This window comes from Stenotrophomonas sp. SAU14A_NAIMI4_5, assembly GCF_003086795.1.
In the GTDB taxonomy this organism is placed as follows: Bacteria; Pseudomonadota; Gammaproteobacteria; order Xanthomonadales; family Xanthomonadaceae; genus Stenotrophomonas.
On sequence record NZ_CP026003.1, the window covers coordinates 1553515 to 1573462 of the forward strand.

A 19948-nucleotide genomic window follows, 5' to 3' on the forward strand; every position below is an offset into this window, starting at 1 on the left:
GGTCAGATCCGTTTTCAACGAAAACGGCTCTGACCCCCGTTCCCCGTCATTCCACCGACAACCCTTCCACCTTCTGCCAGCCGCGCGGCAGCAGGTGGCCGCGGGTGGCGCGGGCGCCGAGGTAGGCGTCGAGCTCGTTGAACTTCAGGCCCATGGTGCGCTGGCCGCTGCGCACCTGCAGGGTCTGCCCCGGGCTGATCGCCACGATCGCCACGACCCGCTCGGTGGCCAGCTTGGCCTTGGGGATCTCGATGATCTTGTTGCCCTTGCCCTTGTCCAGTTCCGGCAGGTCGTTGGCGGCGATCGCCAGCAGGTTGCCCGAGCTGGTTACCGCCACGATGCGGTCGGTGGCCACGTTGGCCACGGCCGACGGGGTCAGCACCGAGGAACCGGACGACAGGTTCAGCATCGCCTTGCCGGCCTTGTTGCGGCCGATCAGGTTCTCGAAGCGGGTGACGAAGCCATAGCCGTGGGTCGAGGCCAGCACGAAGCGGGCGTCCGGTTCGGCGCTGGCCAGGGTCACGAAGCTGGTGCCCGGTGCCGGCGAGAAGCGGCCGGTCAGCGGTTCACCGTTGCCACGCGCCGAGGGCAGGGTATGCACCGGCGTCGAGTAGGCGCGGCCTTCGCTGTCCAGGAAGGCGACCTGCTGGGTGCTGCGCGCACGCACCGAACCCTGCAGGGCATCACCATCGCGGTAGGAGAGGGTGGCGGCATCGATGTCGTGGCCCTTGGCCGCGCGGATCCAGCCCTTCTCCGACAGCACGACGGTCATCGGCTCGCTCGGCACCAGCTCGGTCTCGTCGATGGCCTGCGCGGCCTGGCGCTGCACCAGCGGCGAACGGCGTGCGTCGCCGAACTTCCTGGCGTCGGCGGTCAGTTCGTCGCGGATCAGCTTCTTCAGCTTGGCCTTGCTGTCGAGGATGCCGAGGATCTTCTCGCGCTCCTTGGCCAGCTCGTCCTGCTCGCCGCGGATCTTCATCTCTTCCAGGCGGGCCAGCTGCTTCAGCTTGGTTTCCAGGATGTACTCGGCCTGGTCTTCGGACAGGCCGAAGCGCGCGATCAGCGCCGCCTTCGGTTCGTCCTCGGTACGGATGATGTGGATCACCTCGTCCAGGTTGAGGAAGGCCACCAGCAGGCCTTCCAACAGGTGCAGGCGGCGCTCGACCTTCTGCAGGCGGTGCTGCAGGCGGCGGGTGACGGTGGTGCTGCGGAAGGCCAGCCATTCGCTGAGCAGCATCTTCAGGTTCTTCACCTGCGGACGGCCGTCCAGCCCGATCACGTTGAGGTTGACGCGGTAGCTGCGCTCCATGTCCGTGGTCGCGAACAGGTGGCCCATCAGCTGGTCGGCGTCGACGCGGTTGGAGCGCGGCACCAGCACCACGCGCACCGGGTTGGCGTGATCGGATTCATCGCGCACGTCTTCCAGCCACGGCAGCTTCTTGGCGCGCATCTGCGCGGCGATCTGCTCGATCACCTTCGACGGCGACACCTGGAACGGCAGCGCGGTGACCACCACGTTGTTCGCTTCCTTGGTGAAGGTCGCACGCGCACGCACGCTGCCGTTGCCGGTCTCGTACATCGTGCGCAGGTCGTTGGCCGGGGTGATGATCTCGGCGGTCGACGGGTAGTCCGGTCCCTTCACGTGCTCGCACAGGTCGCGCACGCTGGCGTCGGGATCGTCCAGCAGGTGCAGCAGCGCGCTGACGATCTCGTTGAGGTTGTGCGGCGGCACGTCGGTGGCCATGCCCACGGCGATGCCGGTGGTGCCGTTCAGCAGCAGGTGCGGCAGGCGCGCCGGCATCCAGGTCGGTTCCTGCAGGGTGCCGTCGAAGTTCGGCGCCCAGTCGGTGGTGCCCTGGCCCAGCTCGCCCAGCAGCACTTCGGCGATCGGGGTCAGCTTGGATTCGGTGTAGCGCATAGCCGCGAACGACTTCGGGTCGTCGCTGGAGCCGAAGTTGCCCTGGCCCTCGATCAGCGGGTAGCGGTAGGAGAACGACTGTGCCATCAGCACCAGCGCCTCGTAGCACGCGCTGTCGCCATGCGGGTGGTATTTACCGATCACGTCACCGACGGTGCGCGCGGACTTCTTCGGCTTGGACGCGGCATTCAGGCCCAGCTCGCTCATCGAATAGATGATGCGGCGCTGCACCGGCTTCAGGCCGTCGCCGATGAACGGCAGGGCACGGTCGAGCACCACGTACATCGAATAGTCGAGGTAGGCGCGTTCGGCGTACTCGCGCAGCGGCAGTTGTTCGAAACCGTGGAAAACGGGGCGGGCAGGTTCGGTCATGCGGCGTTGTTACCTATGTCGGGAGGCGAAGACGGCGGTCGGCGCTCTCAATGCACTGATTATCCGGATGCGGCGGGGGATGCCAAGCCACGTGCGGGATCCAGCCCCGGTTCCAGGCCGTGGCCGACCCGCGCCAGGTAGCGCCCGGGCGGCAGGCCGAAGTGGCGGCGGAACACGGTGACGAAGGCGCTGGCGCTGCTGAAGCCCAGTGCGTGGGCGATATCGGCGACGCTGCGACCCTCGCTGAGCTGGCGCAGGGCCTCGGCCAGGCGGGCCTGCTGCCGCCACTGGGCAAAGCTGAGGGTGGTCTCGTCGCGGAAGTGGCGGGTCAGGCTGCGCGGCGACAGGCCGGCCCAGTGCGCCCATTCGGCCAGGCTGCGCTCGTCGGAGGGCTCGGCCAGCAGCTGCGAGGCGATCTTCAGCAGGCGGCGGTCGCGCGGCATCGGCAGGTGCATGCGCTGGCGCGGCGCGGTGCGGATCTCGTCGCGCATGACGCTGAGGATGTGCTCGCGGTCGTCGCTGAGGATGTAGTCCAGCGGCCATTCGCAGATGCGCTCGGCCACCGCCTGGGCCAGTTTGGACAGCCCCAGCACGCACGGGTCGGAGGGCAGCCCGGCGCAGGCCGGCGCGGCCAGGGCCATGCCCCAGCCACGCATCGGGCCGTCCAGGCTGACCGTGTGCGGTTCCAGCGGCGGCATCCAGCCTGCCGAGCCCGGTGCCAGCGACCAGGTGCCGTGCGAGGTGCGGGTGGTCAGCAGGCCGCGTTCGACGTAGATCAGCTGGGCGCGGGCGTGGTGGTGCCAGTCCACTTCACGGGCCAGGCCCTGCGGGCTGTCGAAGCGGAAACCGATGACCGGCGGGCCATCGTTGCGCTCGAACCAGTCCATGGCCACCTCGCGGAGCAGGGTGGGCGGGCCCGGTTCACCTGCCGTCATGACCGGCGGGGGTGGCTGGAATGTGACATTCATTGGCTGGATTGTACTACCGGGCCAGTTCCGGGGGCCATTAAGGTAGCGCCTTCACTGATCGAGCCCGTTGCTGCAACACAGCATTCGATGCCAGATCGAATATTTCCATTGAGAAATATTTTTTTTGGAAGAAAATGCTCCCCCATGATCTGTCCGTCCTCCAACCCCCCCAGCTTCGGCCTGCTGCTGCGCCAGGTGCGCGACGGCCTGGTCCGCCAGCTCGATGCGTCCATGGCCGAAGAAGACCTCGGCATCGGCTTCACCCATTACATCGGCCTGAAGCTGCTGGCCCGCATGGCCCCGTGCACCGCCAACGAACTGGCCCAGGCCATCGACCAGGTGCCCAGCGCGGTGACCCGCCTGCTGGACAAGCTGGAAGCCCTGGGCTGCGTGCGCCGCGAGCCGCACAGCCAGGACCGGCGGGCCCTGCAGATCGTTCTGACCGATGAAGGCCGTGCCCTCTGGGCGCGGCTGCAGAAGCGCGGCGACGCGGTGATGGACTTCGCCCTGCGCGACCTGTCCGCCGACGAACGCACGCTGCTGCTGTCCCTCCTGACCCGAATCCGCGATTCCCTGACGACCCCATGAACCCGATCCCGCATCCCACTCTCCGCCGGTCCGGGCGCGCGCTGCTGGTTTCAGCGCTGGCCCTGGCCCTGGCCGCCTGCGCCAGCAGCCGTGGCCTGAACCCGCAGGGCCACGTGCTCGACGTGGACAGCCTGCACAGCGAGCGCACGCTGGCCGACAGCGACCTGAGCGCCACTGGCTTCCCGGCCCAGGACTGGTGGAAGGCGCTGGGCGATCCCCAGCTCGATGCCCTCATCAGCGAAGGCCTGGCCGGCCACCCCAGCCTGGACGCGGCCGATGCGCGCCTGCGCCAGGCCCAGTCGCAGGTCGGCACCAGCCGTGCCGAGCGCCTGCCCAGCCTGTCGGTGTCCGGTGGCTACACCGGCCTGCGCCTGCCCGAATCCATGCTCGGCGACGAGCTGGGCGGCCGCTACGGCGGCAGCAGCCAGGTCGCCTTCAACTTCAGCTACGGCGTTGACCTGTGGGGCGGCAAGCGCGCTGCCTGGGAAGCCGCCGTTGACGGCGCCCACGCGGCCACCGTGGATGCGCAGGCCGCACGCCTGAACCTGTCCGCCGGCATTGCCCAGGCCTACACCGAACTGGCCTATGCCTGGCAGCTCAACGATGTGGCCGAGCAGGAACTGACGCGCTCGCAGAGGTCGCTGGAGCTGACCCGCCAGCGCCGCAGCGCCGGCATCGACAGCGACCTGCAGGTGCGCCAGTCCGAAGCCCGCGTGCCGGCCGCGCAGCAGCAGCTGCTGGCCGCGCAGCAGCGCATCGACGCCGCCCGCACCGCACTGGCCGCGCTGGTCGGCAAGGGCCCGGACCGTGGCCTGTCGATCGAACGCCCGCAGGCGCTGAACCCGCTGGCCCTGCAGCTGCCGGGCGTGCTGCCCAGCGAACTGCTCGGCCGTCGTCCGGACATCGTCGCCGCGCGCTGGCGCGTGGAAGCGGCCGAAAAGCAGATCAAAGTCGCCAAGACCAAGTTCTACCCGAGCTTCAACCTGACCGCGCTGGCCGGCGTGGTCGCCCCGAACGTGGGCGACCTGCTGAAGAGCAGCTCCACCTTCGCCTACATCGGCCCGGCGCTGAGCCTGCCGATCTTCGAAGGCGGCAAGCTGCGCGCCAACCTGGACAACACCGACGCGCAGTACGACCTGGCGGTGGCCAACTACAACCAGTCCGTGCTGGACGCGCTGCGCGACGTGGCCGACCAGGTCAACGCGGTGCGTTCGCTGGCCCAGCAGGCGCAGGCACAGCAGCAGGCGGTGGACACCGCCCACGCGGCCTTCGACCTGGCCCAGCAGCGTTACCGCGCCGGCATCGGCAGCTACCTGGACGTGCTCAGCGCGCAGTCCATCCTGCTGCAGTCGCAGCAGCAGCTGGCCGGCCTGCAGTCGCAGCAGGTGCAGACCTCGGTGCGCCTGAGCAAGGCATTGGGCGGTGGTTTCCAGCCCAGTGACGCCGACGCCGCACCGATCGCCTCCCATTCCGATTCCTCGCATTCCTGAAGACCCACGCCATGAGCCAGACCCAAGACACCGCGGCCCCGGCCGCTCCCAACCGCCGCGGCAAGCTGCTGCGCGGCCTGTTCGTCATCGTCGTGCTGCTGCTTGCCGCACTGGCGCTGTGGTACTTCATGTTCGGCCGTTGGTTCGAAGAAACCGACGATGCCTACGTGCAGGGCAACCAGGTGCAGATCACCCCGCTGGTAGCCGGCACCGTGGTCGCCATCAACGTCGATGACGGCATGCGCGTCGAGCGTGGCCAGCTGCTGGTGCAGCTGGACCCGGCCGACACCTCCGTCGCCCTGCAGCAGGCCGAAGCCAACCTGGCCAAGACCGTGCGCCAGACCCGCGGCCTGTACCGCAGCGTGGAGGGCGCGCAGGCTGACCTGAACGCCCGCCAGGTGAGCCTGAAGCGCGTGCGCGAAGACTTCGCCCGCCGCAAGGACCTGGCCGCCACCGGCGCCATCTCCAACGAAGAACTGGCCCACGCCCGCGACGAGCTGGCCGCAGCCGAAGCCGCCGTGGCCGGTTCGCGCGAGACCGTCGAGCGCAACCGCGCGCTGGTCGATGACACCGTCATCGCCACCCAGCCGGACGTGCTGGCCGCCGCCGCACAGCTGCGCCAGGCCTTCCTCAACAATGCCCGCGCCGGCATCGTCGCGCCGGTCACCGGTTACGTCGCCCGTCGTTCGGTGCAGGTTGGCCAGCGCGTGCAGCCGGGCAATGCCCTGATGGCCGTGGTGCCGACCGAACAGATGTGGGTGGAAGCCAACTTCAAGGAAACCCAGCTGCGCCACATGCGCCTGGGCCAGGAAGTGGAGCTGAAGTCGGACCTGTACGCCGGCGACGTGAAGTACAAGGGCCGCATCCAGAGCCTGGGCCTGGGCACCGGTTCGGCGTTCTCGCTGCTGCCGGCGCAGAACGCCAGCGGCAACTGGATCAAGATCGTGCAGCGCGTTCCGGTGCGCATCGCCATCGATGCCAAGCAGCTGGCCGAACATCCGCTGCGCATCGGCCTGTCGATGAAGGCCGAAGTGAGCCTGCGCGACCAGAAGGGTGAAGTGCTGCCGACCGCCGCCGCCAAGGGCACGGTGTTCGACACCGATGTGTATGCCAAGCAGCTGCATGATGCCGACGAGGTGATCCACACGATCATCGAAGGCAACCTGCCGCAGCAGGCCAACGCGGGCTGAGGTCGACATGTCCGCACAAGCTCCAGCGGCGCCCGGCACTCCGGGCGCACCGGCGGCGCCGGGTGCGGCCTCCGGGTTCCTGCCGCCCAGCGTGGCCCTGTGCACCGTCGGCCTGGCGATGGCCTCGTTCATGCAGGTGCTCGACACCACCATCGCCAACGTCTCGCTGCCGACCATCGCCGGTAACCTCGGCGCCAGTTCGCAGCAGGCGACCTGGGTCATCACCTCGTTCGCGGTCAGCACGGCCATCGCGCTGCCGCTGACCGGCTGGCTCAGCCGTCGCTTCGGCGAACGCAAGCTGTTCATCTGGGCCACGCTGGCCTTCGTCATCACCTCGCTGCTGTGCGGCCTTGCGCAGAGCATGGGCATGCTGGTGGTGTCGCGTGCGCTGCAGGGCTTCGTGGCCGGGCCGATGTACCCGATCACCCAGTCGCTGCTGGTGTCGATCTACCCACGCGAGAAGCGAGGGCAGGCGCTGGCGCTGCTGGCGATGATCACCGTGGTGGCGCCGATCTGCGGGCCCATCCTCGGTGGCTGGATCACCGACAACTACAGCTGGGAATGGATCTTCCTGATCAACGTGCCGCTGGGCATCTTCGCCGCGCTGGTGGTGGGCAACCAGTTGAAGGGGCGCCCGGAGCAGATCGAGAAGCCTAAGATGGACTACGTCGGCCTGATCACCCTGGTGATCGGCGTGGGCGCGCTGCAGCTGGTGCTCGACCTGGGCAACGACGAAGACTGGTTCTCCTCGACCAAGATCGTGGTGCTGGCCTGCGTGGCCGTGGTGGCGCTGGCGGTGTTCCTGATCTGGGAACTGACCGACAAGGATCCGATCGTCGACCTGAAGCTGTTCCGTCACCGTAATTTCCGCGCCGGTACGCTGGCGATGGTGGTGGCCTATGCGGCGTTCTTCAGCGTGTCGCTGCTGATCCCGCAGTGGCTGCAGCGTGACATGGGCTACACCGCCATCTGGGCGGGCCTGGCGACGGCGCCGATCGGCATCCTGCCGGTGATCATGACGCCGTTCGTGGGCAAGTACGCCTCGCGCTTCGACATGCGCATGATCGCTTCGTTCGCCTTCGTGTTCCTGTCGTTCACCAGCTTCATGCGCTCGGACTTCAACCTGCAGGTGGACTACGCGCACGTGGCCGGCGTGCAGCTGATCATGGGTATTGGCGTGGCGCTGTTCTTCATGCCGGTGCTGCAGATCCTGCTGTCGGACCTGGACGGTCGCGAGATCGCCGCAGGTTCGGGCCTGGCCACGTTCCTGCGTACGCTGGGTGGCAGCTTCGCTGCATCGCTGACCACGTGGCTGTGGGCACGTCGCACCCAGGTGCACCATGCCGACCTGACCGAACACATCTCGGCCTACCAGCCGGGCATGCAGGACCAGGTGGCGGCGATGGGGCAGGGCAACCTGCAGAACGGTGCAGCGGTGCTCAACAACATGATCAACCACCAGGCATCGCAGATGGCGTTCAACGACATCTTCTACCTGCTGGGCTGGACGTTCCTGGCGATCATCGCGTTCCTGTGGCTGGCCAAGCCGCCGTTCGGTGCCGGTGCCGGTGCGGCGTCTGCCGGCGGGCATTGATCGATCGTTGTGGATGAAAAAACAAAACCCCGCCGGAAGGCGGGGTTTTTGTTTGTGGCGCATCCACGCATGGCGTGGATCTACTGCCGGTTTGATCATCCAGTAGATCCACGCCATGCGTGGATGGAGCCCTCGCATTCGCGCAGTTCTCGAACGCCGGACATGAAAAAACCCGCTTTCGCGGGTTTGATCATTTGCTGAGTCATGGTGCCCAGGAGAGGACTCGAACCTCCACGAAGTTGCCCCCGCTAGCACCTGAAGCTAGTGCGTCTACCAATTCCGCCACCTGGGCGACTCAGGGGACGAATTATGGGGAACGACTGAGGATGTGTCAACAACATTTCACGCTTTTTTCTGCGGCGGTACGCCGAGGTGCTGCAGCAGGCTGCGCATCGCCGGTGACAACCGCATCCAGTCGGCGAAGCACGCGCACAGGCGACGCTGCGCCCAGGCATCGGCAAGTGGTACCGCGACGGTGTGCGTGCTGCGCCGATGCTGCCGCGCGATCGTCTTCGGCACGATGCCCACGCCGATGCCATGGCCGACCATCGTGCACAGCCCTTCGAAGGTTTTCATGCGGATGCGCACATCGAGCCGGCGTCCTGCCTCGCCTGCGAGTTCCTCCACGTAGGTCTGCAGTGCATTGCCATCGGCCAGGGCGACGAAGGTCTCGCCCAGCACGTCAACGAAGTCGAGCGTGCGTCGCGACGCGAAGCGGTGGTTGGCGGGTAGCAGCATCACCAGCGGGTCTTCGGACACCACGTGCCGCTGCAGGCCGTCGGCCGATACGGCGTCGCTGATGATGCCGGCTTCGGCCTGGCCGGCGGCGAGCGCGCGCACGACGTCGGTGCTGGTGCGTTCGTGCAGCTCCACGTGCAGGCGCGGCCGCTGCGCCAGCCAGGGCGCCAGTCGCGAGGGCAGGTAGTTGGTCAGTGCTGCGGTGTTGGCATACAGATGCAGGGTGCCGCGCGCGCCGTGGGCGAAGGCGTCCATCTCGCCGCGCAGCTGCGCCTGCTGCTGCAGGATCAGGCGTGCATGGTGGGCGAGGGCGGCGCCGGCTTCGGTCAGGCTGACCCCACGCGGATGCCGGTTCAACAGTGCCGTGCCCGCATCGGCTTCGATCGCGCGCAGGCGTTCGCTGGCCGAGCCCAGTGCCAGGTTGGCCAGCGCGGCGCCGGCGGTGATGCTGCCGGCGTCGGCCACGGCCAGGAACAGGCGCAGGTCGGCGATGTCCATCCGCATTTTGAGTGCTCCGGTCGAGCCTGCCTTCGGCTGGTCCGAAGGCTGTGGCGGCAAGACCGCATTGTGCGCCCGTGCAGCGCCCGCTCCAATGGCAGCATGAACGAGACGATGTACTTCTATGGGTTGCTGGTGGTGGTGTTCGTGCTGGCCGGCGTGGTCAAGGGTGTGACCGGCATGGGCCTGCCGACGGTGGCGATGGGCCTGCTGGGCGGCGCACTGTCACCAGTGGCGGCGGCGTCGATGCTGTTCATTCCCACCTTCGTCACCAACGCGTGGCAACTGCTGTCCGGTCCTTCGCTGGGCCCTACCGTGCGGCGGCTGTGGCCGATGATGCTGGCAGTGGTGGTGGTGACGCTGGGCTCGGCCGCGCTGCTGGTGCGGGTCGACCACACCTGGTCACGGGCGGCCCTGGGCGTGGCGCTGGTGGTGTATGCGCTGTACGCGCTGGTGGCGCCGGTGTTCCGCGTGCCGCAGCGGCGCGAACGCTGGCTGGGGCCGCTGGTGGGTGCGATATCCGGCATGGTCACCGGTGCCACCGGTGTGTTCGTCATGCCTGCCGTGCCGTACCTGCAGTCGCTGGGCATGCAGCGCGAGGAACTGGTGCAGGCGCTGGGCCTGGCGTTCACCGTGTCGACCATTTCCTTGACCACCGGACTGGTGATCAACGGTGCGTTTGGTGTGCAGCAGTTGGGGCTGAGCGCATTGGCGGTTGTTCCGGCGCTGCTGGGCATGTGGCTGGGGCAGGTGATCCGCCAGCGCATCAGCGCACGGGTGTTCCGCGCGTGTTTCCTTGGGTTCCTGCTGCTGCTCGGGCTGGAGCTGATACTGCGGCCGCTGTTCTGATTACGTTCGCCGGGCATGGCCCGGCGCTACCGCAATGCGCCTTCGTAGCGTCGAGCTTGCTCGACTGTTGGCGTGGAGTAGTCGAGCAAGCTCGACTCTACGCAGCCCAGATCGCAGGCAAGAAAAAACCCGCTTGCGCGGGTTGTTTTCTTTCTCGACATGGTGCCCAGGAGAGGACTCGAACCTCCACGAAGTTGCCCCCGCTAGCACCTGAAGCTAGTGCGTCTACCAATTCCGCCACCTGGGCGTCGAGGAGCGAGATTATGGGGTGTTGTTACCGGGGTGTCAACACTTCTCGAAAACAATCTCGCGATGGAGTCAGAGCCCTTTCCGTTGGAAAGGGATCCGACCCTGCTGCTGGATGACAGGCAAAAAAAATCCCCGCCGAAGCGAGGAGTTTTTTCGTTGGTGCCCAGGAGAGGACTCGAACCTCCACGGTTTTACCCGCTAGTACCTGAAACTAGTGCGTCTACCAATTCCGCCACCTGGGCGTTCCAGAGGCGCAATTGTGAAGATGAATCGGCAGGCTGTCAACGATTTCCAACAAATATTTCACGCGGCGCTTCCAAGGCCGCCGCTGACCCGTTCTGCACGCCCGCAACGGCTACCATGTAGGGCGATGACTACCAAAAAACCAAGCAAGGGCGGGAGCAAGTCCCGCAGCCAGGCCCCGACCAAGGGCGCCAAGGCGGGCGCAGCCCGCACCACCAAGCCGGGCAAGCCGTTGCCGGGCTGGTTCCCCGAATTGAATGAAGGCGGTGCACCGCCGCGCGGCCGCAAGGGCCGCGGCATGGATGCCGCCGCACCGGGCCCGGCCCCGGGCCGCAAGCTGCCGCCGACCGGCAAGGTGATCGACGATCCCTATGCCGCCCGCGAAGCCGAGAAGTACGAACAGCCCATCGCCAGCCGCGAGGCCATCCTGGCCCTGCTGGAGCGCTGCGACGGGCCGCAGACCGCCGAGGAACTGGGCGCGCGCCTGGGCCTGACCGCAGCCGACCGTGCCGAGGCACTGTCGCGCCGGCTCGGCGCCATGGTCCGTGACGGCCAGCTGGTGCAGAACCGCCGCGGCGGCTTTGCGCCGATCCAGACCCTGAACCTGGTCACCGGCGTGGTGATCGCCAACCCGGAAGGGTTCGGCTTCCTGCGCCCGGTCGAGGGCGGCGACGACCTGTTCCTGCCGCCCTATGAAATGCGCAAGGTGATGCACGGCGACAAGGTGCTGGCCCGCGTGACCGGCATCGACCACCGTGGCCGCCGCGAAGGCAGCATCGCCCGCGTGCTCGAGCGCGGCATGACCCGCCTGATCGGTCGCTTCAGCATTGAAATGGGCATCAATTACGTGGTGCCCGATGACAAGCGCATCCAGCGCAACGTGCAGGTGCCGCCGGACCAGACCGGTGGCGCGCGCGATGGCCAGCTGGTGGTCTGCGAACTGACCCAGGCACCGGACAGCCGTCGCCCGCCGATCGGCCGCATCATCGCCGTGCTCGGCGACAAGCTGACCGCGTCGCTGGTGGTGGAGACCGCCATCCACGGCCACGAACTGCCGTTCGAGTTCCCGCAGGAAGTGCTGGACGAAGCCGCCTCGGTGCCGATGGTGGTCGAGCCGGCGATGATCGGCGACCGCGTCGACCTGCGCAGCACGCCGCTGGTGACCATCGACGGTGAAGATGCCAAGGACTTCGATGACGCGGTCTACTGCGAACCGAATGCCGATGGCTTCCGCCTGGTGGTGGCCATTGCCGATGTCTCCAACTACGTGCGCCCCGGCACGCCGCTGGACGAGGAAGCGCAGAAGCGCGCCACGTCGGTGTATTTCCCGGGTTTCGTGGTGCCGATGCTGCCCGAGACCCTGTCCAACGGCATCTGCTCGCTGATGCCCAAGGTCGACCGCATGTGCTTCGTCTGCGACATGCAGATCGACCGCGACGGCGTGGTCAGCCATTCGCGCTTCTACGAAGCGGTGATGAACTCGCACGCGCGCCTGACCTACACCCAGGTGTGGAAGGCGGTGGGCGAGGACGATGCCGATACCAAGGCATGGATGGGCGAGCTGCTGCCACAGGTGCAGCGCCTGCACCAGCTGTACAAGGTCCTGTCGAAGGCGCGTGCCAAGCGCGGCGCCATCGAGTTTGAAAGCAGCGAGGTGCGCTTCGTGCTGGACAACCGTGGCGAGGTGACCCAGGCCGGCATGCTGGTGCGCAACGATGCGCACAAGCTGATCGAGGAATGCATGATCGCGGCCAACGTGGAGGCGGCCAAGTACCTGCTGTCGCGCCATGTGCCGGCCCCGTACCGCGTCCACGAGAAGCCGCCGGAGACCAAGTTCGCCGACCTGCTGGAATTCCTCAAGGAGTTCAAGCTGAGCCTGCCGCCGTGGTCGAAGGTGCGCCCGGGCGACTACACCAAGCTGCTGAAGAAGATCCGCGACCGTCCCGATGCCACGCTGCTGGAATCGGTGCTGCTGCGCAGCCAGAGCCTGGCGGTCTACAGCCCGGACAACAATGGTCACTTCGGCCTGGCGCTGGAGGCCTACGCGCACTTCACCTCGCCGATCCGTCGTTATCCCGACCTGCTGGTGCACCGTGCGATCAAGCACGCGCTGTCCGGCAAGCCGCTGGACAAGTTCACCTACAACGCCCGCGAGATGGCTGCGCTGGCGCTGCAGTGCTCCGAGCGCGAGCGTCGTGCCGACGAGGCCGAGCGCGAGGTCGACGAGCGCTACCGCGCCGCGTGGATGGAAAAGCACGTGGGCGGCCAGTTCGACGGCGTGATCAGCGGCGTGACCAGCTTCGGCCTGTTCGTGGAGCTGGATGATTCCAAGGTGCAGGGCCTGGTCCACGTGACCCAGCTGCCGCAGGACTATTACAAGTTCGACGCCACCCGCAAGACGCTGACCGGCGAACGCCGCGGCAGCAGCTACCGGCTGGGCGACCGCGTGCGCATCCTGGTGCTGAAGGCCAGCATGGAAGAGCGCAAGATCGACTTCCGCCTGGTCGAGCACAAGGGCGAAGACGAGGGCGATGGCCTGCCGCCGCTGCCCGAACGCGGCAAGCCGGCCAAGCGCACCAAAAAGCAGTATTGAAAGGTGTGCCGACCAACGGTCGGCACCCACCTTGCCCGGTAGGTGCCAACCGTTGGTTGGCACATTCCTCACCCTGTAGGTGCCAACCTTGGTTGGCACGACGTTCCGGAGGAACCCAGCATGCAAGGCCAACCCGAGTACCGCGGCGGCTGCCAATGCGGCGCCATCCGCTTCGAGGCGCGCGGCGCCCTCACCGACAGCTCGATCTGCCACTGCCGGATGTGCCAGAAGGCGTTCGGCGCCTACTACGCGCCGCTGGTCTCGGTGCGCGGCGCGCAGTTCAGCTGGACCCGCGGCCAGCCGCGCTATTTCCAGTCCTCCAACGTGGTCCGCCGCGGCTTCTGCGGTGACTGCGGCACCCCGCTGACCTACGAGGCCCCGGACGGCATGGCCGTGGCCGCTGGCGCCTTCGACGAACCCGAGCGCCTGCCGCCGACCCTGCAGTACGGCATGGAGCGCAAGCTGCCCTTCGTGGATGGCCTGGGCCTGCTGCCCGGCCGCCGCACCGAGGAGGACGTGGCCGCGCTGGAGTTCCTGGCCACGATCGTGTCCCACCAGCACCCCGACCACGACACCCCGCACTGGCCGCCGCGCACCCGTTCAGCGGAAGGATGAACGGCGGGTAGCGCCGGGCCATGCCCGGCGAGCGCGCAGCGCGGCAGGTGAAGGCGTGCGGACCAACGGTCCGCACCCACCAACCAACGGTCCGCACCCACCAACCAACGGTCCGCACCCACCAACCAACGGTCCGCACCCACCAACCAACGGTCCGCACCCACCAACCAACGAGCGGCACCCGGCAGGTAGCGCCGGGCCATGCCAGGCGAGCGCGCAGCGCGGCCGCCGCCGATGCTCTACCATAGCCACCCCCTTTCCGGTTCGGCCCCCGCATGAGCAAGAACAGCCAGTGGATCGTCGGCGTCAACGCCGTCGCCTCCTCCATCGAGAACGACGCCGACAACGTCCGCGAAGTGCTGGTCGAGGCCGGTGCGAAGAACCCGCGCCTGGTCGAAATCGAGGAAAACGCCCGCCGCAAGGGCATCGACGTGCGCAAGGTCAACAGCCAGGCGCTGGACGGTGTCGGCGGCTCGGTGCGCCACCAGGGCGTGGCCGCGCGCTATGCCGCCGCCCGCACCTACAGCGAGAACGAGCTGGAAGGCCTGGTCACCGCCGCCGAAGGCAAGGCCCTGCTGCTGGTGCTGGACGAGGTGCAGGACCCGCACAACCTGGGCGCCTGCCTGCGTTCGGCCGCCGCCGCCGGTGCCACCGCGGTGATCATCCCCAAGGACAAGTCGGCCACGGTCAATGCCACGGTCCGCAAGACCTCGGCCGGCGCCGCCGACCTCATCCCGGTGGTGGCGGTGACCAACCTGTCGCGCTGCCTGAAGGACCTGCAGAAGCAGGGCGTGTGGATCTACGGCCTGGCCGGTGAAGCCACCGCGTCGCTGTACCAGCTGGACCTGAAGGGCAACATCGCCCTGGTGCTGGGCGGCGAAGCCGACGGCCTGCGCCGCCTGACCCGCGAGAACTGCGATGGCCTGGTCAAGATCCCGATGCCGGGCGAGATTGAGAGCCTGAACGTCTCCGTCGCCGCCGGCGTCAGCCTGTTCGAGGCCGTGCGCCAGCGCGGTTGATCGGCCGGTACGACGTGATCGGGGTCAGATCCCTCTCCCACGGGAGAAGAGATCTGACCCCTTTTTTTGATCGGAAGAATCGTGTCGACCAAGGTCGACACCTACCAGAGCAGAACCAGCGTCAGGGCCCGTGCCGACCAACGGTCGGCACCCACCATCAGCAGCAGATTCCGACAGATCGCAGCCCCGCATCGCCTTACCCCGCGCTGCCGCCCAGCGCCTTGAACAGGGTCACGTCGTTGTTCAGCTGGCTCTGCCGCACGCGCGCCAGCGACAGCTCGGCATCGCGCCGGGTCTGCTGTGCTTCCAGCCAGGTACGCAGGTCGGTAGCACCCACCCGGTAGCGCACTTCCTGCGCACGCTCCACTTCCACGGCCTGATCATACGAGGCCTGCGAAGCGGCCACCTGGCGCGCCAGCTGCTCGCGCGCGGACAGCGCGTTGTCCACTTCCGAAAGCGCGGTGTACAGCGTCTTGCGGAAGTTGGTCGCGGCAATCTGGTAGGCGGTACCGGCGATGTCGGTGTCCAGCTGCGCACGCTGCAGGTTGAGGAAGGGCAGCGACAGGCCGGCGCCCAGCGTGGCCACCGGGTTGCGCAGCACATCCCCCAGCGAGGTCGCGCTCGAACCGAGGCTGCCGGTCAGGCTCAGCGCCGGGTAGTACTGGGTGGCGGTCACCTTGATGGTCTTCAGGCTGTTGCGCAGGCGCAGCTCGGCCGCGCGCAGGTCGGGGCGGCGGCCCAGCAGGTCGGCCGGCAGGCCTTCGTCGATGCCGGGGCTGCGGGCGGCCTGCAGATCCTGCGGCTCATCCTGCTGCGGCCACGGCGTGCCATCCAGCAGCACGGTCAACGCGTTGCGGACTTCCACCCGCTGCTGTTCCAGCGCGCTCTGCGCCGAACGCTGCGATTCCAGGTTCTGCAGGGCCTGGCGCACTTCCAGCCGCGATACCGCACCGGCATCGAAGCGGGCCTGCACCAGGTCGCGGGTGCGCTCAAGACGCTGCAGGTTGGCCTCGCCGCTGGCGATGGACTGGTTGAGGTAGGCCAGCGTCCAGTACTGGCTGATCGTGTCGCCGATCACCAGCAGGGCGGTGTTCTGCCGGTCCTCCTCGCTGGCCTGGGCTTCCCAGCGGGCGATGTCGCGCGCGGTGCGCAGGCGGCCCCACAGGTCCACCTCCCACGACAGCGACACGCCGGTGGAATAGCCGCGGCTCCAGTCGGCGGCCTGGTCGGTGGGACGGCTGCCGCTGGCGCTGACGCCGGACGAGGACGGCTGCGGCCAGAGCGCGTTGCTGGCCAGGCCGGCCTGCAGGCGGGCGCGCTGCACGGCCAGGCCGGCGGCACCCAGGTCGCTGTTGGCGGCCAGGGCCTGCGCCACCAGACGGTCCAGGCGCTCGTCACCGAAGCCGGTCCACCAGGTGTCCTGGCGGACGTCGCGGCCCGGGGTGTCCAGGCTGCTGCGCGGGTCATCGGCCGGCGCGTTGAGGGTGGCATCGCCGCGGCCATAGGTCGCGGCCACGGCCGGGTCTTCGGTCGGGTAGCGGCCCACCGAGGCGCAGCCGGACAGGGCGAGCAGCACGGCGCCGGCCAGCAGCAGGCGCGAAGGGGCAGGGGAGGTCAGTCGGGTCATCATCTTCATTCGCGGGCCAGGGCCTCCACCGGGTCGAGCTGGGCGGCATTGCGTGCCGGCAGGAATCCAAACGCCACGCCGATCAGGGTCGAGCAGGCAAACGCGGCGATGATCGAGGCAGTGGAGAACACCACCTGGAAATTGCTGGAGAAGTGGCCGATCAGCACGCCCAGCAGCAGGGCCAGGCCGATGCCGAGCAGGCCGCCGATCAGGCACACCAGCACCGCTTCGATCAGGAACTGCTGGCGGATGTCGCTCTGCCGCGCACCCACGGCCATGCGCACGCCGATCTCGCGGGTACGTTCGGTCACCGACACCAGCATGATGTTCATCACGCCGATGCCGCCGACCAGCAGGGCGATGGCGGCGATCGCGCCAATCAGCAGGGTCATCGTGCGCGTGGTCTGCTCGATGGTCTCGCGGATCTCGGCGCTGTTGCTGAGGAAGAAATCCTCGGTGCCGTGGCGCAGGGTCAGCAGCCGGGTGATGGCCTCCTGAGCGGCATCCATCGGTGTTTCATCATTGACGCGCACGGTGATGCTGGAGACGTAGCTCTGCCCCAGCATGCGCGACATCACCGCGGTGTAGGGCACGAACACGCCCAGGCTGGTGCTGCCACCGAAGCCGAAGCTCTGCTTCTTGGCCACGCCGACCACGCGCACCGGCACGTTGCCCAGCAGGATCACCTGGCCGATCGGGTCGCTGTCGGGAAAGAACTGGGTCTTCGTGTTCTCGTCGATCACCCCCACCTGGGCCAGGCCGCGGATCGCGTCGGTGTCGAAGAAGCTGCCGTCGAGCAGGGTCACGCCCTTCACCCGGAAATACTGCTCGCCGACGCCGCTGATCTGTGCCGTCGCCGACTGGTTGCGGTAGCGCGCGGTCACCGAGGTCGACACGCTGGGCGTGGCGCTGTCCACGTAGCTCTGCTGCGACAGCGCATCGGCATCGGTGGCCTTCAGCGTCTGCACGCGCGCCGAGCGCATGTCACCGAAGCCGCGGCCGGGGTAGACGTCGATGGTGTTGGTGCCCAGCGCGCTGATGTTCTGCAGGATCTGCTGCTGCGAACCGTTGCCCAGCGCCACCACCGATACCACCGAGGCGATGCCGATGATGATGCCGAGCATGGTCAGGAAGGTGCGCAGGCGGTGGGCGTTCATCGCCAGCAGCGCCATCCGGAACGCCTCGGTGAAGCGGTCGCGGGCCGCGCGCCAGCTGCTGCCATGGGCGACGTCTGCGCTGGGCTGGCGCTGCGCACGGTAGCTGGGGGCTTTCGGATTGGCGCGGTCGGCGATGATCTCGCCGTCGCGGATCTCGATGATGCGCTGGGCGTGCTCGGCCACGCTCATGTCGTGGGTGACGATGATGATGGTGTGGCCTTCGGCATGCAGCTCGCCGAGGATGGCCATCACTTCCTCACCGGATTTCGTGTCCAGCGCGCCGGTCGGTTCGTCGGCCAGGATCACCTCGCCGCCGTTCATCAGGGCGCGGGCGATCGACACGCGCTGCTGCTGGCCGCCGGACAGCTGGCCCGGCTTGTGGTGCATGCGGTCGTGCAGGCCCAGCCGCTGCAGCAGCTGCTCGGCGCGCGCGTTGCGGGTCGGCCCGGGGCTGCCGGCATACACTGCCGGCACTTCCACGTTGCCGCGCGCATCGAGGTCGCCCAGCAGGTGGTAGCGCTGGAAGATGAAACCGAAATGGCCACGGCGAAGTTCGGCCAGCTCGTCCGGCTCCATCTTTCCGGTTTCGCGGCCGGCCACCTGGTAGCTGCCGCGGGTCGGGCGGTCCAGGCAGCCGAGGATGTTCATCAGCGTCGACTTGCCCGAGCCGGACTGGCCGACGATGGCGACCATCTCACCGGCATGGATGTCCAGGTTGACGTCGCGCAGCACGGCGATGACATCCTCGCCGGCCGGGAACTCGCGGCGCAGGTCACGCAGGCGCAGCAGGGGCGCCGTCGTGCTCATCGGCGCGGGCCCATGCCACCGGGCGGGCCCATGCGCATCGCGCCGCCGCTGCGGTTGCCGGTGCCGCTGCCGGCTGCGGCCGCACCGCCTTCGCCGACCACCACGCGCTCGCCTTCCTTCAGCCCGGACAGGATCTGCGCGGAGGCACCGTTGTTGATGCCGACCTTGACCTTGCGCGGCTGCGGCTGGCCCTGCTCGTTGACCACGCGCACCACGCGCTCGCCGTCACGCGTCTTCGGGCCCAGCGCCACGGCCGGCACCAGCAGCGCGCCCTTGGCCTGCTGCAGCAGCACCGAGACCTGTGCGGTCATGTCGATGCGCAGGGTGCCATCGGGGTTTTCCACGTCGAACAGCGCGTTGTAGTAGACCGCGCTGCTGGAACTTGAGCTGGACGAGCTGCTGGAACTGGACGAGCTTTCGTTGGCAATGGACGACGGCGCCGGATTGATCTGGCGCAGCGTGGCGTGGTACTTGCGGTCCGGGTCGCCCAGGGTGGTGAAGTACACCGGCATGCCGGCCTTGATCTTGACCACGTCAGCCTCGGAGACTTCGGCGTTGACGGTGACCACGTCCAGGCGCGCCAGCATGACGATGGTCGGCGCGGTCTGGTTGGCGTTCACCGTGCGGCCTTCCTCTGCTACCACCGCGACCACGGTGCCGTCCATCGGCGCGGTGATGCGGGTGTAGGCCAGGTTGGCGCGGGCGGTGCCGAGCTCGGTTTCGCGGCCCTTGATCTGCGCCTCGTACGACTGCAGCTGGGCGCGGGCGGTCTTGAGCGTGGCCTCGGCGGCATCGTATTCCTGCCGCGAGGTGGCCTCGGCGGCCAGCATCTCCTTCTGCCGGGCGAAGTCCAGCTCGGCCTGGCGCAGGCTGGCCTGCTGCACGGCGCGCTGGGCGATCACCTGGTCCAGCGAGGCCTGGGCGTTGAGCACCTGGTTCTGCTGGGTGGTGGCGTCGATCTCGGCGATCAGGTCGCCTTCCTTAACCGTATCGCCCAGCTGCACCTTCAGCGATTTGATCTGGCCCGAGGCCTGCGCACCGACGCTGACCAGCTTGTAGGCATCGATCACGCCGGTGGCTTCCACCGTCTGTTCGATGTCGCCGCGGCTGACCGGGCTGGTGGCCAGGGCCGGGGCGGCAGGCTTGCGCAGCAGCCACCAGGCGCACGCGGCAGGAATGACGACAAGCAGGACAATCACGATCAGACGACCCCGGCGGGTCGCGGGCAACAGGCGGGAGATCACGTGCGGGCTTCACTCGGGCAGGCCGCCGCAGCGGCATTGGTGGGCATTGTGAAGATCGGGCGCAGGCAGGCTCAATCCTCGGGGTGTGTCTGTGTGTAACACTGTCGGCCGAAACGCGTAACTGCAGGTATCCGGCCCCGGCGTGGATACAGTGGTACGCACTGGACAGGATGCGGTTCAGCTCCCGAC

At 67.9% G+C, this 19948-nt stretch carries 14 protein-coding genes and 3 tRNA genes; 8 read left to right on the forward strand and 9 right to left on the reverse strand.

Annotated elements, in window-relative coordinates; all coding sequences use genetic code 11:
• Nucleotides 1-46: 46 nt before the first annotated feature.
• Nucleotides 47-2290, reverse strand: coding sequence for a DNA topoisomerase IV subunit A (gene parC / locus C1925_RS07355; RefSeq protein WP_108768322.1), 2244 nt, complete (start codon nt 2288-2290; stop codon nt 47-49).
• A gap of 59 nt (nt 2291-2349) precedes the next feature.
• Nucleotides 2350-3225 carry a helix-turn-helix transcriptional regulator gene (locus C1925_RS07360; RefSeq protein WP_254051400.1) on the reverse strand — a complete coding sequence of 292 codons (876 nt, stop codon included), beginning with the start codon at nt 3223-3225 and terminating at the stop codon, nt 2350-2352.
• A gap of 177 nt (nt 3226-3402) precedes the next feature.
• Between C1925_RS07360 and C1925_RS07365 the strand changes: the two genes are divergently transcribed.
• Genes C1925_RS07365 through emrB form a run of 4 tightly spaced genes read left to right on the forward strand, consistent with a single transcriptional unit; the run spans nt 3403 to nt 8120 of the window.
• Nucleotides 3403-3846 (forward strand): MarR family transcriptional regulator, encoded by a 444-nt coding sequence (locus tag C1925_RS07365; protein WP_108746304.1) that lies wholly within the window; start codon nt 3403-3405, stop codon nt 3844-3846.
• The gene (emrC, locus tag C1925_RS07370) at nt 3843-5336 is read left to right on the forward strand and encodes a multidrug efflux transporter outer membrane subunit EmrC (protein ID WP_108768324.1); all 1494 of its coding nucleotides are present in this window, start codon (nt 3843-3845) and stop codon (nt 5334-5336) included. Before C1925_RS07365 ends, emrC begins: the two co-directional genes overlap by 4 nt.
• A gap of 11 nt (nt 5337-5347) precedes the next feature.
• Complete coding sequence (emrA, locus tag C1925_RS07375; protein ID WP_108768325.1) at nt 5348-6526, forward strand: multidrug efflux MFS transporter periplasmic adaptor subunit EmrA; 1179 nt, start codon at nt 5348-5350, stop codon at nt 6524-6526.
• 7 nt (nt 6527-6533) lie between these two features.
• On the forward strand, nt 6534-8120 hold the full coding sequence (gene emrB, locus C1925_RS07380; RefSeq protein WP_108768326.1) for a multidrug efflux MFS transporter permease subunit EmrB: 1587 nt from the start codon (nt 6534-6536) through the stop codon (nt 8118-8120).
• Nucleotides 8121-8325: 205 nt separating this feature from the next.
• Here the strand turns inward: emrB and C1925_RS07385 are convergent.
• Together C1925_RS07385 and C1925_RS07390 are read right to left on the reverse strand one after the other, a co-directional pair.
• A tRNA-Leu gene (locus C1925_RS07385) sits at nt 8326-8412 on the reverse strand.
• A 50-nt stretch (nt 8413-8462) separates the two neighbouring features.
• Entirely contained in the window at nt 8463-9362 is a 900-nt protein-coding gene (locus tag C1925_RS07390; protein WP_108768327.1) for a LysR substrate-binding domain-containing protein, read from the reverse strand.
• Nucleotides 9363-9458: 96 nt separating this feature from the next.
• Here C1925_RS07390 and C1925_RS07395 point away from each other — a divergent pair, with 96 nt between their 5' ends.
• Nucleotides 9459-10205, forward strand: a complete 747-nt coding sequence (locus C1925_RS07395; RefSeq protein ID WP_108768328.1) for a sulfite exporter TauE/SafE family protein — start codon at nt 9459-9461, stop codon at nt 10203-10205.
• Between the two features lie 160 nt (nt 10206-10365).
• On the opposite strand, the gene C1925_RS07400 is transcribed toward C1925_RS07395, so the two are convergent.
• Nucleotides 10366-10452, reverse strand: a tRNA-Leu gene (locus C1925_RS07400).
• A 159-nt stretch (nt 10453-10611) separates the two neighbouring features.
• A tRNA-Leu gene (locus tag C1925_RS07405) sits at nt 10612-10696 on the reverse strand.
• A gap of 128 nt (nt 10697-10824) precedes the next feature.
• On the opposite strand from C1925_RS07405, the gene rnr reads away from it, so the two are divergent.
• From rnr to rlmB, 3 genes are all read left to right on the forward strand, one after another.
• Nucleotides 10825-13290 (forward strand): ribonuclease R, encoded by a 2466-nt coding sequence (rnr, locus tag C1925_RS07410; RefSeq protein WP_108768329.1) that lies wholly within the window; start codon nt 10825-10827, stop codon nt 13288-13290.
• Nucleotides 13291-13410: 120 nt separating this feature from the next.
• Entirely contained in the window at nt 13411-13905 is a 495-nt protein-coding gene (locus tag C1925_RS07415; protein WP_108768330.1) for a GFA family protein, read from the forward strand.
• Nucleotides 13906-14180: 275 nt separating this feature from the next.
• Nucleotides 14181-14924 (forward strand): 23S rRNA (guanosine(2251)-2'-O)-methyltransferase RlmB, encoded by a 744-nt coding sequence (gene rlmB, locus C1925_RS07425; protein WP_079221277.1) that lies wholly within the window; start codon nt 14181-14183, stop codon nt 14922-14924.
• A 196-nt stretch (nt 14925-15120) separates the two neighbouring features.
• On the opposite strand, the gene C1925_RS07430 is transcribed toward rlmB, so the two are convergent.
• From C1925_RS07430 to C1925_RS07440, 3 genes are read right to left on the reverse strand one after another with little or no spacing between them, the layout of a single operon-like run.
• Nucleotides 15121-16560 carry an efflux transporter outer membrane subunit gene (locus C1925_RS07430; RefSeq protein ID WP_108768331.1) on the reverse strand — a complete coding sequence of 480 codons (1440 nt, stop codon included), beginning with the start codon at nt 16558-16560 and terminating at the stop codon, nt 15121-15123.
• On the reverse strand, nt 16557-18515 hold the full coding sequence (locus tag C1925_RS07435; protein WP_108768332.1) for a MacB family efflux pump subunit: 1959 nt from the start codon (nt 18513-18515) through the stop codon (nt 16557-16559). Before C1925_RS07435 ends, C1925_RS07430 begins: the two co-directional genes overlap by 4 nt.
• Nucleotides 18512-19759, reverse strand: a complete 1248-nt coding sequence (locus C1925_RS07440) for an efflux RND transporter periplasmic adaptor subunit (protein WP_108768333.1) — start codon at nt 19757-19759, stop codon at nt 18512-18514. Before C1925_RS07440 ends, C1925_RS07435 begins: the two co-directional genes overlap by 4 nt.
• Nucleotides 19760-19948 lie beyond the last annotated feature (189 nt).